Below are 11,872 nucleotides of genomic sequence, written 5' to 3'. Positions count from 1 at the left end.
CCCGCTAGCACTGACTAGCATATCATTGAAAGTCCACCGTTTTTGCGGTGGCGCCACAGGGCGCGGTAACAGGCCTAAAAGGCCGAAAGGAAGAAGCCATGTACGCTGTCATCAAGACAGGCGGCAAGCAATACCGCGTTTCCAAAGACGACGTCGTCACGATTGAAAGAGTGTCGGGCGACGCCGGCGCCAAGGTTGAGTTCGACCAGGTGCTGATGGTCGGCTCGGGTGCAGATGTCACCATCGGCGCACCGGTTGTATCGGGTGCCAAGGTCATCGCCGAGCTCGTGAAGCAATCTCGCGGACCGAAGCTGATCGCCTTCAAGAAGCGCCGCCGCAAGAACTCTCGCCGGAAGAAGGGCCACCGTCAGGACCTTTCTGTCGTGCGTATCACCGACATCACGGGCGCGTAACGAGCCGCCGCTCCATTCGAGGACTTTGAAATGGCACAAAAGAAAGCAGGCGGTTCGACACGTAACGGCCGCGATTCCGAAAGCAAACGCCTCGGCATCAAACGTTACGGTGGCGAGTACGTCATTCCGGGTAACATCCTTTGCCGCCAGCGCGGAACGCAGTGGCATCCGGGTGCAGGCGTCGGCATGGGAACCGACCACACCATCTTCGCCGTCGAAGAAGGCACAGTCGAATTTGCGACCAAGCGAAACGGCCGCATCTATATCTCGGTCAAACCCGCCAAGCCGATCGCGGCGGAGTAATACCGACTGCACTTGGCGGCCGGCTCCGCGCCAGCGGAGTCGCCAAGTGTACAGAAGAGTTGCAACGACCATGGGGATGGCTCTGCCGTCCCCTTTTGCCTTTTTTGGCTCGCGATCATATCGTGATCTGAATTTCATACTTTAGCCGGGACCATGAAAACCGCACGCCTCCTCCTCAGGGCCGTCGTTGACGGTGATGCCGCCCGCATCGCCGTGCTTGCTGGCGACTGGGACGTTGCGAGCATGACCGGCCGCATTCCTTTTCCGTACACCGCAGAAGCCGCGCTCGAGTGGGTTAACGGCCTTGCCGAGGGCGAGGAAGTCTTCGGTATTGAATGCGAAGGGGAGTTGATCGGCATCTGCGGCTTCACAGCCGAAGCGAACGGCGATGCAGAGCTTGGCTATTGGCTCGGCAAGGCCTATTGGGGTCGAGGCTACGCAACGGAAGCCGCTCGCGCGGTCATGGCCTACGGTTTCGCTAAGGCCGGCGTTCGCCGCTTCGTATGCAAGCATCTGACTGACAACGGAGCTTCGGCGCGCGTCATTCGCAAGCTCGGCTTCAGACTTTCAGGATCGGCAACCGGTTGGTGCGAAGCGCGCCAATGCGAGTTACCTGCAATCTCATACGAGCGCCGTCGTCCGTGGACTATGGCCATTAGAGCTTTGGCATCATGAAATTTCTCGATCAGGCGAAAATCTACATTCGGTCCGGGGCTGGCGGCAACGGCTGCATCGCCTTCCGGCGCGAGAAGTTCATTGAGTTCGGCGGACCGAACGGCGGCGACGGCGGCAAGGGCGGCGACGTCTGGGTCGAGTGCGTGCAGAACCTGAACACGCTCATCGATTATCGCTACCAGCAGCACTTCTTCGCCGAGAATGGAACGCCCGGCATGGGCCAGAACCGTGCGGGACCGAACGGCAAGGACTGCACCATCAAGGTTCCACCCGGCACGCAGGTTTTTGCCGAGGACGGCGAAACGCTGCTCGCCGACATGACGACGCCCGGCCAGCGCGTGCGCCTTGCGAAAGGTGGCAACGGCGGCTTCGGCAACGCCTATTTCAAAAGCGCGACAAACCAAGCTCCGCGCCACGCCAACCCAGGCCAGCCTGGCGAAGAGATGACGATCTGGCTGAAACTGAAGCTCATCGCCGATGCTGGGCTCGTCGGTCTCCCGAACGCAGGCAAATCAACGTTCCTCGCCGCCGTATCAGCCGCAAAACCGAAGATCGCAGACTACCCGTTCACGACACTGCACCCGAACCTCGGCGTAGTACGCGCCGGCGACGTCGATTTCGTTCTTGCCGATATCCCGGGCCTGATCGAAGGCGCGCACGACGGCGCCGGTCTCGGCGATCGTTTTCTTGGCCACGTCGAACGCTGCCGTGTTCTTCTCCACTTGGTGGACGTCACCTCGGAAGACGTCGCGGCCGATTACAAAACCATCCGCCGCGAACTCAAGGCGTATGGCAACGGCATCGAGAAGAAGAAAGAGATCGTCGCGCTTTCGAAATGCGATGCGATCGACGAAGCGACCCTGATCGAGCGCCGCGACCTTCTGAAAAAAGCGGCGCGCAAAACACCGCTGATGCTCTCGGCTGTCTCCGGCCAAGGCGTTAAGGAAGCGCTTTACGCAATCGGGCGCGAAATTTCGCGTGCAAACACGGCGGAAGAAGAGACCGACGCCGAGGCGCCGGGACCCTGGCAGCCGTAAAGTTGCGGCTGATTGTACTGGATCACTTGCGGGATGGGCTCAACTCACTCACAATTCGCGCACTATCAGCTTACCCGCCAGACGTCCCCAAATAGATAGAGCATCCAGGAAAACCAGCGCATGACCCATTCGGTCCGATTCCCAGTTTGGACCTGGGCAATGCCCGTCTTGGGCCTGCTATTTTTCATTGTGGCGACAGCGACGGGATATGACGAGAACTTCGCCAATCACACGCTCGGTATAGTCGAAACGATCATTCTTGTCCCGTTGCTCATCGGCGCGGTGTTCGCAGCCGTCTACCATGCCGAAGAAGTCGCGCACATCATGGGCGAGCCTCTGGGAACGCTCGTCCTGACCGTTGCGGTCACAGTCATTGAATTGGCGCTCATAGTTGCCTTGATGTTGTCCGGCAAGGCGACGCCGACGCTCGTGCGCGAGACGGTTTTCGCCGTCGTCATGATCGTTACCACCGGCCTCGTTGGCCTCTGCATCGTTGTGGGCGGCATTCGCTACCGTCAGCAGCGCTTCGACGTGACGTCGGCGAAGATCTATCTCGCCATGCTGATCGTGCTGACGACATTGACGCTCATTCTGCCGAATTACACGACAACAGCGCCAGGCAATCTCTATTCGGAAAGCCAGCTGATCTTCGTCAGCGTCGCCACGATCGCGCTCTATATGGTTTTCCTCTACACCCAGACCGTCCTGCACAGAGGCTACTTCGTCGGCGAGCACATAGAAGAAAAAGAGGGGGCCGCTTCGTCACCCAAAAGCCAGCAAGGCAAACTCGCACTCGCTGCGCTCCTGCTTTGTGTTGCATTGACCGCTGTCGTGTTGCTGGCCAAGCTCATCGCCGTCGTGATCGACTTCGGCGTGTCGAAATCCGACGCCCCGGCGAGCATCAGCGGCGTCATCATCGCGCTAATCGTTTTGACGCCGGAATCCATCTCCGCCGTAAAGGCCGCAAGAAGGGACGAACTGCAAAAGAGCATAAATCTCGCGCTCGGGTCATCGTTGGCGACCATCGGGTTGACGATCCCGGCCATCGCGGCGGCCAATATCTTTATTCACAAGCCGCTCGTTCTCGGTCTCGATACAAACGACGTCGTTCTCCTCGTCATGACTCTGGCGACGAGCATGCTGACGTTTGGTACGGGCCGGACCAACGTGCTCTTTGGCTTCCTTCACCTCGTGATTTTCGGCACCTTTCTGTTCGTGTCGTTCGTCCCGTGATGCCGGATTAGCCATTCCGGCAGGCAATTGGTAAAAAACCCTTCGGCATTGCCGCTATGCGGCGCCCGCCCCTTGCCGGAACGCCCGCATTTGAAGATAAGCAGGCGGTGCACCGGCCTTTTCGGCCGCCTTTTCTCGAGTTGGACATGGTCTCCACGTCAGCATCCGATGCCACGACGCTCACAGCGCGACCCGAATGGGCCGGCGCGAAGCGCATCGTGGTCAAAATCGGCTCGGCCCTGCTGACCGATCGCGAAACGGGTCGCATCAAATCCGCTTGGCTGAACTCCCTGATGGACGACGTCGCCCAGCTCGCGAAGGCGGGTAAGGAAATCGTTCTCGTCTCGTCCGGCTCGATCGCGCTCGGCCGCCATGCGCTGAAGCTTCCCAAGGGCGTGCTCGAACTCGAACAAAGCCAGGCAGCGGCGGCTGTCGGCCAGATCAGTCTCGCCCACGCCTATCAGGAACTCGCCGCCGCACGCGGATTGACGGCCGCTCAAGTTCTGCTGACGCTCGGCGACACTGAGGAACGCCAACGCTATTTGAACGCCCGCAACACCATCGAAGTGCTGCTCGCGCTCAAAGCCATTCCCGTCGTCAACGAAAACGATACGGTCGCCACTGCCGAAATCCGCTACGGCGACAATGACCGGTTATCGGCGCGCGTCGCCTCGATGGTGTCCGCCGACTGCCTCGTCCTGCTGTCGGACATCGATGGCCTCTACACCGCTCCCCCGAACGACGATCCGAGCGCCGAGCATATCCCCCTCGTCACCGAGATCACGCCCGAGATCGAAGCGATGGCGGGCGACGCGGGGACGGAACTGTCCAAGGGCGGCATGAAGACCAAGATCACGGCCGGCAAGATCGCCTTGGCCGCAGGCACCCACATGGTCATCACCACGGGCAAAATCTACCACCCGCTGCGCGCCATTTCCGAAGGCGCGCGCGTAACATGGTTCATTGCGAAGTCCGATCCGGTCACCGCGAAGAAGCGCTGGATCTCGGGCCAATTGGTCCCGAACGGCCAAATCTTTCTCGATGCGGGCGCCGCGAAGGCGCTTCTGACGGGCAAAAGCCTCCTGCCGGCCGGCGTAACCCGGATCGATGGCACGTTCGGCCGTGGCGATGCCGTCATCATCCGCTCGCCCGACGGGCGCGAACTCGGCCGCGGCCTTGTTGCCTATGCGGCGGACGAAGCTCGGCGTATCATGGGCAAACGATCCGGTGAGATCGCCGCAATCCTCGGTTACGAGGGACGCGACACGCTCATCCACCGGGACGATATGGCGTTGACGAGGACTTGAGCATGAACAGACCGGAGCGCATCGAGAACGATACGGCCGCGTTGATGCGCGGCATCGGACAAGCAGCGAAGGCAGCAAGCCGCCGCCTCGGCATCGCCACGCCGGAAGAAAAGAACAAAGCCCTCAAGGCTGCAGCCCTTGCTCTGCGCGCAGCGACGCCCAAAATTCTCGAAGCCAACGCCAAGGACATCGAAGCGGCGAAAGCTGCCGGTCGGCCCGACTCTTTCGTCGACCGTCTTCTTCTGAATGAAAAGCGCGTCGAAGGCATAGCCAAAGCGCTTGAGGAAATCGCCGAGCTGCCGGATCCCGTGGGCACCGTGTTGGCCGAGTGGACGCGGCCGAACGGCCTAAGATTCCAGCGCGTGCGCGTTCCCTTGGGAACGATCGGCATCATCTATGAAAGCCGCCCGAACGTCACGGCCGACGCCGGCGCGCTTTCGCTGAAAGCGGGCAACGCATCGATCCTGCGCGGGGGCTCGGAAAGCCATCATTCGAGCGTGGCCATTCACGCCTGCCTCGTCGAAGGGCTTCGCGCTGCCGGCCTTCCCGAAGCATCCATTCAGCTCGTCCCGACGACGGACCGCGAAGCTGTCGGCGCAATGCTGCGCGGCCTCGAGGGCGCCATCGACGTGATCGTTCCTCGCGGCGGCAAAAGCTTGGTGCAACGCGTTCAGGACGAAGCGCGCGTGCCGGTCTTCGCGCATCTCGAAGGCATCTGCCACACCTACGTCGATAAAGCTGCAAACATGACCATCGCGCTGCCGATCGTCGTCAACGCCAAGATGCGGCGTACCGGCGTTTGCGGCGCGACCGAGTGCCTGCTCATCGACAAGAACGCCAAGAGCGATGTCGTGACGCCCTTGGTCAAGGCGCTGCTGGATGAGGGATGCGAAGTGCGCGGCGACGCATTCGTTCAAAAGGCCGACCCGCGCGTCAAAGCGGCGTCGCCCGAAGACTACGGCAAGGAATTCCTCGAGCCGATCATCGCTGTGAAAATGGTCGATGGCGTCGACGAAGCAATCGACCACATCGCGCGTTACGGCTCGCAGCACACCGACGCCATCATCACCGAGGACGAGGCAACGGCAGAACGCTTCCTAGATCGCGTGGACTCGGCCATCGTCCTCGTCAACGCCTCGACCCAGTTCGCCGACGGCGGCGAATTCGGCTTTGGCGGCGAGATCGGCATCGCGACCGGCAAGATGCACGCACGCGGCCCCGTCGGCGTCGAGCAATTGACGAGCTTCAAGTACAAGGTCCGCGGCAACGGCCAGATCCGGCCGAAGTGATGAACCGCGGAGAGGCACGTCGCCATTGACGCGAAAGATACCGCTGCAAAGCTTCGGCTCCCTTCGCGTCAAAACCCCTTTCTGTCTTCCGGGGCAACGCATTGGCGTAATGGGGGGTACGTTCAACCCTCCCCATGACGGTCACCGCATCGCCGCCGAAGCGGCCATGAAGCGGCTGAAGCTCGATCAGGTCTGGTGGCTCATTACGCCAGGCAACCCGCTGAAATCGCACAACGGGCTTTCGCCCCTCGCTGGCCGCATGGGCCTTGTCCGCGAATTCGCCCATGGACCGAAGATGAAGATTACGGGCTTCGAGCGCGAACTAGGCACCCGCTACACTGCCGGGACGCTGTCGTTTCTGAAGCGGCGCTACCCCGCAGTCCGCTTCGTTTGGATCATGGGCGCTGACAATCTCGCCTATTTCGACCGTTGGCAGCACTGGCGGCACATCGCAGACATCATGCCAATAGCGGTCGTAGATCGGCCGAACTGGCGCCACGCCGCCCTGTCCTCTCCCGCCGCCCGGGCGCTCGAACGTTATCGCGTGCCGGAAACTGAAGCCGCGATCCTGGCCGACCGGCATCCGCCCGCCTGGATGCTGCTGACCATCCGGCTTTCCGGGCTTTCCTCGACCGCTTTGCGCGCGGCGAACCCAGCCGAGCTTGAGGTTAAATAGCTAAGCATATGACTTATATGACATTTTTGCGACTTCCGTCGTTTCCAATTGCGGCCCGGCGCGACGCCCAGTAATATCCGCGTGGCTCCGGGTCGTCCGGAGGCTAAGACATGCGGGACCAACCAGCAAAGGACGTTCGCCGCTTGATTCGAACCACAACCGAGGCCGCTCGTAAGAGCACCTCAACCGCCACGTCCGCCGCTTCGGCGCCGGACTCGGCTGCCCTGCTCGATGATGTCGTCCGTTGGCTCGACGACGCGAAGGCAGAGGAGATCGTTTCCCTCCCCCTCAAAGGCAAATCCGCATTGGGCGATTTCATGGTCGTCGCGTCGGGCCGTAATGACCGGCACGTGGGCGCCATCGCCGAACAGCTGCGGGAAAAGCTCAAGGCGCGCGGCGAAACCCGCGTCAGGGTGGAAGGCTTGGGGGCCTGCGATTGGGTCCTGATCGACACGGGCGACGTGATCGTCCACGTCTTCCGGCCCGAGGTGCGCGAATTCTATAACCTTGAAAAGATGTGGCAGGCGGAGATCCCGCCGGACGCATCGCGCGGCGACTCCTCGCAGCACTGACTGCGCGGAATTGCACGACCTGAAACAGACGCGGCCGAGCACCTTCGGCCGCGAGGCGGTTGATTGATGCGCATCGCGATCTCGGCGATCGGGAAACTGAAGGACGCCGAGGAACGCGCCATCGTCGAGCGCTATGCCAAACGCCTCAACGGCACGGGCAAATCGCTCGGCCTTGGCCCCATCGAGATCCGCGAATTCTCCGAAAGCCGCGCGGCTGGCGCCGACGAGCGCAAGCGCGAAGAAGCGGCCCGTCTCCTGCGGGAGATCGGCCCGGGCGACGTCGCAATAGCGCTCGACCCATTAGGACGCTCTTTCACCAGCGAAGCCTTCGCAGCCCTCATCCGCGAGACACGCGATGGCGGCGCCAAGACGTGCAACTTCCTCATCGGAGGTCCGGACGGCCACGGCGATGGAGCCTTAACCGCTGCGGCCGTGAAGCTCTCCCTCGGCTCCCTGACCCTTCCGCACGGTCTTGCGCGCGTCGTTCTCGTGGAGCAGCTTTACCGCGCCGCAACGATCCTATCCGGACATCCCTACCATCGAGCGTGAGGGCAATGGCTGCAGAGCGAGTAAAAGGGCAGCAGATCGAAAGCAGTCCGGTCGTCAAATACAGTTTCCCGCCGATTGGCCCGAAGAATGCGCGCCTGCTCATCCTCGGCACGCTCCCCGGCGAAGAGTCGCTGCGACGGCAGCAGTATTACGGACATCCGCGAAACCATTTCTGGCCGCTGATTGCCGCCCTCGCCAACAGAGAGCTGCCGCCGATCTATGAAAAGCGCTTGGCGCTCTTGAACGTCAACCGCTGGGCACTTTGGGATGTGCTCGAAGGCGCGGAGCGCATCGGCAGTGCTGACTCAGCGATACGCAATCCGACCGCGAACGCATTCGGCACCTACCTCGCAGCCAATCCGGCGATTGAGGCAATTGCTTTCAATGGACAGAAGGCCCGCGATTTATTCCGCCGCTTCGTCGTGAAGCCCGGCATCGTGGCGGAAGATGATTTCGACCTGATCGAACTGCCGTCATCGAGCCCGCTCTACACGAAAACGCTCGACGAGAAGCTCACCGTCTGGCGATCGAGGCTCAAAGGCCACATAGCCGGCAGTCGTCAGGAACTCCGCGTGAAATAATCGATCGCGAACTGCGGCAGCACCCGGCGCATGGCGGCGGCGAGATACGTCGGCGTCGTCACGTAGTAGTGCCGCTGCGGCCGCGCGCTTTCGACGGCGTGAATAAGCCGCTTGGTCACCGCTTCGGGCTCGAGCTTGAATGACATCTTGCCTCCCGCCTTCATCGCATCGATACGCGCCTGGTAAACGTCGCGATGGGGCGAGTTCTCGATATCGACCGTCGCGAGCAGCCGCGCGAGTGCATGTTCCACGAACCGCGAGCGGATCGGCCCCGGCTCGATCAGCGAAACCGAAATCCCCGAACCTTCGAGTTCGAGCCGCAACGACGCTGTCAACGCTTCAAGCGCGAATTTCGATGCACAGTAGGCGCCGCGATAGGGAGCGACGACCATCCCGAGCACGGATGAGCAATTGACGATGCGGCCCGCACCATTCTTGCGCATCGCCGGGATAAGGCGGCGGGTCAGATCGTGCGTGCCGATCACGTTGACCTCGAATTGCTCACGCAGCAGCTTCGGCGTCAGATCCTCGATCGCCCCCGGCTGCGCGAAGGCCGCGTTGTTGAAAAGCGCGTCGAGCTTGCCGCGCGTCATCTCCAGCGCGCTGATGGCACACGTCGCGATCGATTGGGAATCCGCGAGCTCCAGCGGCAGAACTTCGACGCCGAGGAAATTCTTCAACCGGGCGAGGTCTTCGGATTTACGAGCCGTTGCGATGACGCGCCAGCCGCGCTCGCGCATCGTGCGCGCCGCGTCGAGGCCGATACCGGAAGAGCACCCGGTGATGAGAATAGAGCGTGCCATTGGGCTCCGGTAATGCGGCGATAGCCGCCCGCTCGCACTATTTCTTGAACTTAGCGAGCACGTGGCCGTCGTCGCCCTTCAGCGTCAGCACATCGCCTTCAACAACGAACGAACGCGCGGCTTCGAGTGCCAAGAAATACTGCATTTCGATTTTGGATTTGCCCCCGCACGCCATCTTCGTCGCCGCCAAGGGACCGATCTGGATGGCATCGTCCTCGATGGAAATCGGCCCGCTGAAACGGTTGCAGCCGCCCGTCCCCGAGACCTTTTCCGTAGTGTAGTCGAAGGTGAGCCCCTCGACGCGCTGGCCGTTGAGCTCGATCGCAACCCAGCTTGCAGCGAGCGGACCATCCTCATCGTCCTCAGCAAGGACGGGACCGCTCATCGCCAAGGCGAGCGCGCCGATAACGATCACCTTGATGAACCGCATGAGCGTTCCCCCCTTTAGGGCTTCAGTTGGCGCCTTCGAGCAGACGCCGTGCAATCACCTGCGCCTGAATTTCAGCAGCGCCTTCGAAGATATTCAAGATGCGGGAATCGCAGAGCACGCGGCTGATTGGGTATTCGAGGGCGAAACCGTTGCCGCCGTGGATCTGCAGAGCGTTGTCGGCGTTGGCCCACGCGACGCGCGCGCCGAGCAGTTTCGCCATGCCCGCTTCGAGATCGCAGCGCCGGCCGGCATCCTTCTGCCGCGCCGAGAAATATGTGAGCTGCCGCGCGATCATCGTCTCGACGGCCATCATCACGACCTTGTTGCGGACGCGCGGGAACGAATAGATCGGCTTGCCGAACTGCACGCGGTCGAGCGCATACTTGAGACCGAGGTCCATCGCGCATTGAGCGACGCCGACAGCGCGCGCGGCCGTCTGGATGCGTGCGCCCTCGAAGGTGATCATCAACTGCTTGAAGCCTTGCCCCTCGACGCCGCCGAGCAGGCTGTCGGCCGGCACTTCGAAGTTGTCGAAGGAAATGTCGAATTCCTTCATGCCGCGGTAGCCGAGAACTTCGATCTCGCCGCCCGTCATGCCCTTGGCCGGGAATGGATCTGCATCGGTCCCGCGCGGTTTTTCGGCGAGGAACATCGACAGGCCCTTGTAGCCGGGCTCGTTGGGATTGGTGCGCGTCAGAACCGTCATGACGTCGGCGCGGACCGGATGCGTGATCCACGTTTTTTGGCCGGTGATTTTGTAGACGTCGCCGTCTTTCACCGCACGCGTCTTGAGCGATGCGAGATCGGAGCCGGTATTCGGCTCGGTGAAAACAGCCGTCGGCAGCAACTCACCCGAGGCGATCTTCGGGAGAAACTTTTCCTTCTGCTCCGGCGTGCCGTTGTGGAGGATCAGCTCGCCCGCGATCTCTGCGCGCGTGCCGAGCGAACCGACGCCGATGTAGCCGCGCGACAGCTCTTCCGACGCGACGCACATCGACTCCTTGCCAAGCCCCATGCCGCCGAAGTCTTCCGGAAGCGACAAGCCGAAGACGCCAAGCTCGGCAAGCTTCGCGATGACATCGAGCGGAATGTATTCGTTCTTGAGATGCCACTCGTGGGCGTGCGGATAAACTTCATCGAGGCAGAAACGGCGCATCAGATCCTGGATCTGCGCGTGCGTCTCGTCGAGACCCGTGTCGCCGAACGTCATCGCGTCGGGCTGAACGGCAATCAGCTCTCCAAGACGCGCCTTCACCGCTTCCGAACCGCCCTCAGCGACGAGATCGGCAACGGAATCCTCGTAACGGCGAAGATCGGCTTTCGGCACGCCCAGCGCCTCAGGCCGCGTGATCTCGAGCTGGCTCATAGGAATGCCGCTTGCCACCTGCGCGGCGTATTCGCCGAAGGCCGCGATGAGCAACAGCTGCTCGAATTCGCCGAAGCGCCCTTCCCCTTCGAGGCGGGCCGCCCAGTCGTGCATCTGGCGGAGACCCTCGACGGTCGTCGCCAGCCACGCGAGCCCATGCGCCGTGTGCTGCGCTTCGTCGATGCCGCCTGCTTCCTGGATCTTGATCCGAACCCCGGCCTTGGCGGCCTGCAGGATCTTGTCCGCGCCGCCGACGGCCTCCCCGCACCGCTCGATGAGCTTCGCGGCTCCTCCGGCAAGGATGCTAGCTCCAGCCTTCATCGGCGTGACGGACATGCGATTCTCCTGAAGAATGCCAAGGCATGAGACCAAGGCAAGAAACACAGTATTTTGCCTACCCTTGCGGTACTCCGCGACCAATTCGCCGGTCGGGAAGGATTAGTCAACTGGTCCCGGCCTGCAACAAACCCTCCGCGACCTAATTGCGCGAGTATGGCCCGCGACAGGCGCCACGAACGATAGCGAACTCAACAAAGTTCCCGCCGTTTACTAGATCTACGGATGACCACGAACCTGCGTGCAAATTGCCGCCCTCGGCCTGACCGGTGAGGTCCGTAGTGGACCCCGGAGCGGCGAAA

Annotated in this window: 14 protein-coding genes; 11 read left to right on the top strand and 3 right to left on the bottom strand. The window is 61.8% G+C overall.

All coding sequences use genetic code 11. The features are described from left to right. The first annotated feature begins 98 nt into the window (after positions 1-98). The 11 genes from rplU (at position 99) to K2Q04_RS06935 (ending at position 8,635) form a co-directional block, all read left to right on the top strand. Positions 99-413, top strand: coding sequence for a 50S ribosomal protein L21 (gene rplU, locus K2Q04_RS06985; protein WP_092866026.1), 315 nt, complete (start codon positions 99-101; stop codon positions 411-413). A gap of 30 nt (positions 414-443) precedes the next feature. Further along, positions 444-716, top strand: coding sequence for a 50S ribosomal protein L27 (gene rpmA, locus K2Q04_RS06980; protein ID WP_045837380.1), 273 nt, complete (start codon positions 444-446; stop codon positions 714-716). 153 nt (positions 717-869) lie between these two features. Continuing rightward, complete coding sequence (locus tag K2Q04_RS06975; RefSeq protein WP_291161131.1) at positions 870-1,391, top strand: GNAT family N-acetyltransferase; 522 nt, start codon at positions 870-872, stop codon at positions 1,389-1,391. Then, positions 1,388-2,428, top strand: coding sequence for a GTPase ObgE (gene obgE, locus K2Q04_RS06970; protein WP_291161128.1), 1,041 nt, complete (start codon positions 1,388-1,390; stop codon positions 2,426-2,428). The genes K2Q04_RS06975 and obgE overlap by 4 nt, the downstream gene beginning before the upstream one ends. A 120-nt stretch (positions 2,429-2,548) precedes the next feature. Beyond that, positions 2,549-3,661 (top strand): ionic transporter y4hA, encoded by a 1,113-nt coding sequence (locus K2Q04_RS06965; protein WP_291161125.1) that lies wholly within the window; start codon positions 2,549-2,551, stop codon positions 3,659-3,661. Between the two features lie 146 nt (positions 3,662-3,807). Next, positions 3,808-4,968, top strand: coding sequence for a glutamate 5-kinase (gene proB, locus K2Q04_RS06960; RefSeq protein WP_291161123.1), 1,161 nt, complete (start codon positions 3,808-3,810; stop codon positions 4,966-4,968). A gap of 2 nt (positions 4,969-4,970) precedes the next feature. Beyond that, positions 4,971-6,257: a glutamate-5-semialdehyde dehydrogenase gene (locus K2Q04_RS06955; protein WP_291161119.1), complete on the top strand. Its 1,287-nt coding sequence runs from the start codon at positions 4,971-4,973 to the stop codon at positions 6,255-6,257. Between the two features lie 25 nt (positions 6,258-6,282). After that, on the top strand, positions 6,283-6,933 hold the full coding sequence (locus K2Q04_RS06950) for a nicotinate-nucleotide adenylyltransferase (RefSeq protein WP_291161116.1): 651 nt from the start codon (positions 6,283-6,285) through the stop codon (positions 6,931-6,933). 110 nt (positions 6,934-7,043) lie between these two features. Continuing rightward, entirely contained in the window at positions 7,044-7,505 is a 462-nt protein-coding gene (rsfS, locus tag K2Q04_RS06945) for a ribosome silencing factor (RefSeq protein ID WP_291161113.1), read from the top strand. A gap of 66 nt (positions 7,506-7,571) precedes the next feature. Next, the gene (gene rlmH / locus K2Q04_RS06940) at positions 7,572-8,054 is read left to right on the top strand and encodes a 23S rRNA (pseudouridine(1915)-N(3))-methyltransferase RlmH (RefSeq protein WP_291161111.1); all 483 of its coding nucleotides are present in this window, start codon (positions 7,572-7,574) and stop codon (positions 8,052-8,054) included. Between the two features lie 5 nt (positions 8,055-8,059). Next, the gene (locus K2Q04_RS06935) at positions 8,060-8,635 is read left to right on the top strand and encodes a DNA-deoxyinosine glycosylase (RefSeq protein WP_291161109.1); all 576 of its coding nucleotides are present in this window, start codon (positions 8,060-8,062) and stop codon (positions 8,633-8,635) included. Here the strand turns inward: K2Q04_RS06935 and K2Q04_RS06930 are convergent. Genes K2Q04_RS06930 through K2Q04_RS06920 form a run of 3 tightly spaced genes read right to left on the bottom strand, consistent with a single transcriptional unit; the run spans position 8,614 to position 11,570 of the window. Further along, positions 8,614-9,438, bottom strand: coding sequence for an SDR family NAD(P)-dependent oxidoreductase (locus K2Q04_RS06930; RefSeq protein ID WP_291161106.1), 825 nt, complete (start codon positions 9,436-9,438; stop codon positions 8,614-8,616). The two genes, K2Q04_RS06935 and K2Q04_RS06930, sit on opposite strands and share 22 nt — an antisense overlap. 37 nt (positions 9,439-9,475) lie before the next feature. Then, complete coding sequence (locus tag K2Q04_RS06925) at positions 9,476-9,868, bottom strand: META domain-containing protein (protein WP_291161104.1); 393 nt, start codon at positions 9,866-9,868, stop codon at positions 9,476-9,478. Between the two features lie 22 nt (positions 9,869-9,890). After that, positions 9,891-11,570, bottom strand: a complete 1,680-nt coding sequence (locus tag K2Q04_RS06920) for an acyl-CoA dehydrogenase family protein (RefSeq protein WP_291161102.1) — start codon at positions 11,568-11,570, stop codon at positions 9,891-9,893. Positions 11,571-11,872: the final 302 nt, after the last annotated feature.

It is taken from the genome of Hyphomicrobium sp. (genome assembly GCF_019753045.1).
Classification (GTDB): Bacteria; Pseudomonadota; Alphaproteobacteria; order Rhizobiales; family Hyphomicrobiaceae; genus Hyphomicrobium_B.
The sequence above is the reverse complement of the archived record's forward strand: the minus strand, read 5'-3'. Positions and strand labels throughout refer to the sequence as shown.

Coding starts and splice junctions, on each gene's coding strand:
- rplU (WP_092866026.1), top strand. CDS start 99: ATGTACGCTGTCATCAAGACAGGCGGCAAGCAATACCGCGTTTCCAAA.
- rpmA (WP_045837380.1), top strand. CDS start 444: ATGGCACAAAAGAAAGCAGGCGGTTCGACACGTAACGGCCGCGATTCC.
- K2Q04_RS06975 (WP_291161131.1), top strand. CDS start 870: ATGAAAACCGCACGCCTCCTCCTCAGGGCCGTCGTTGACGGTGATGCC.
- obgE (WP_291161128.1), top strand. CDS start 1,388: ATGAAATTTCTCGATCAGGCGAAAATCTACATTCGGTCCGGGGCTGGC.
- K2Q04_RS06965 (WP_291161125.1), top strand. CDS start 2,549: ATGACCCATTCGGTCCGATTCCCAGTTTGGACCTGGGCAATGCCCGTC.
- proB (WP_291161123.1), top strand. CDS start 3,808: ATGGTCTCCACGTCAGCATCCGATGCCACGACGCTCACAGCGCGACCC.
- K2Q04_RS06955 (WP_291161119.1), top strand. CDS start 4,971: ATGAACAGACCGGAGCGCATCGAGAACGATACGGCCGCGTTGATGCGC.
- rsfS (WP_291161113.1), top strand. CDS start 7,044: ATGCGGGACCAACCAGCAAAGGACGTTCGCCGCTTGATTCGAACCACA.
- rlmH (WP_291161111.1), top strand. CDS start 7,572: ATGCGCATCGCGATCTCGGCGATCGGGAAACTGAAGGACGCCGAGGAA.
- K2Q04_RS06935 (WP_291161109.1), top strand. CDS start 8,060: ATGGCTGCAGAGCGAGTAAAAGGGCAGCAGATCGAAAGCAGTCCGGTC.
- K2Q04_RS06930 (WP_291161106.1), bottom strand. CDS start 9,438: ATGGCACGCTCTATTCTCATCACCGGGTGCTCTTCCGGTATCGGCCTC.
- K2Q04_RS06925 (WP_291161104.1), bottom strand. CDS start 9,868: ATGCGGTTCATCAAGGTGATCGTTATCGGCGCGCTCGCCTTGGCGATG.
- K2Q04_RS06920 (WP_291161102.1), bottom strand. CDS start 11,570: ATGTCCGTCACGCCGATGAAGGCTGGAGCTAGCATCCTTGCCGGAGGA.